Origin of the sequence: Sphingobacterium sp. 1.A.4, from assembly GCF_002734245.1 — a bacterium.
Lineage (GTDB): Bacteria > Bacteroidota > Bacteroidia > Sphingobacteriales > Sphingobacteriaceae > Sphingobacterium > Sphingobacterium tenebrionis.
Window position 1 is genome coordinate 1 of sequence record NZ_PEAZ01000126.1, and the last position, 1,020, is coordinate 1,020.

Sequence of the window (1,020 nt, forward strand, 5' to 3'; positions counted from 1 at the left end):
CAGGGTTGTGGTATCTGCGGCCGTTTGATGGATGCTATAATGGGTGATGAACTGCTCTTCGGTGCTGATCTGGGTATTGTAGGCCGGTTTAAGCTGGCCATTTTTCATGTGGTCCTCTTTCATCCGCATAAACACGGCATCGGTATCGGTCTTGCTATAACTATTGCGATCTCCCAGTACTTCCAGTTGCTCCTCATATTTCTCTAGTCGGGGCAGATAGTCGTCTTCAAGCTTCCTCAGCTGCCTATCGGTAGATCTATCCACTCCTTTGAGCCTGGCATTGATCGATTTGATCTTTTCCCTCAGCTGGGCACTATCGATGGCCCTGCCGACCTGCTGATCCCCTAATGAAGATTGGTCCTGGCTGATCTGTGCATCGATATCCGAAAGGACCGAAGCGATGTTCGCCTCCAGCTTTATCTTGTTCTTCTCAATCGATTTCTTCCAAACGAAGGTATAACGACCGGCGGCCGATTCGATCTTGGTACCATCTACATACTGGACTTTCAGGCTGACATACTCCATATCATGCAGCATCCGAACGATACTGGCAAACAGCTCCTGTATCTGTYCCTTAAGACGCTTTCCCCTGAAATAATTGATCGTACGGTAATCCGGTGTACTGTTGCCCGAAAGCCACATGAAATGGATGTTCTCGTGCAGGGCGCGCTCGATCTTGCGGCAAGAATAGATATTGCTCAGATACGCGTAGAACAGTACCTTAATGAGCATCCTGGGATGGAAACTGGTCGTTCCCCCTCCTTTATACTGACGGATGATATGTTCCAGATCCAACTGGTCAACAACCTGGCTCACCAACCGAACAGGATGGTGCAAGGGGATACGGTCTAAAATATTCTCAGGAAAAAGACTAGGACTATTGGATGGAAGCGCTTTGAATTGTATGTTTGCCATATTGTTTTTTGGTTGCACCTTAAGATACAAAATCTTGAGGACAAAAAACAGAAAAACCCCGCCATTTTTTAATGACGGGGTTCTCTTTTAAGAGACCTTTTTAGA

1 protein-coding gene is annotated in these 1,020 nt (G+C 46.8%); it reads right to left on the minus strand.

The window, feature by feature from the left end; all coding sequences use genetic code 11:
- The coding region (locus CRJ00_RS18100) for a transposase (protein ID WP_144038205.1) at positions 1-915 on the minus strand (915 nt) is incomplete at its 3' end.
- Positions 916-1,020: the final 105 nt, after the last annotated feature.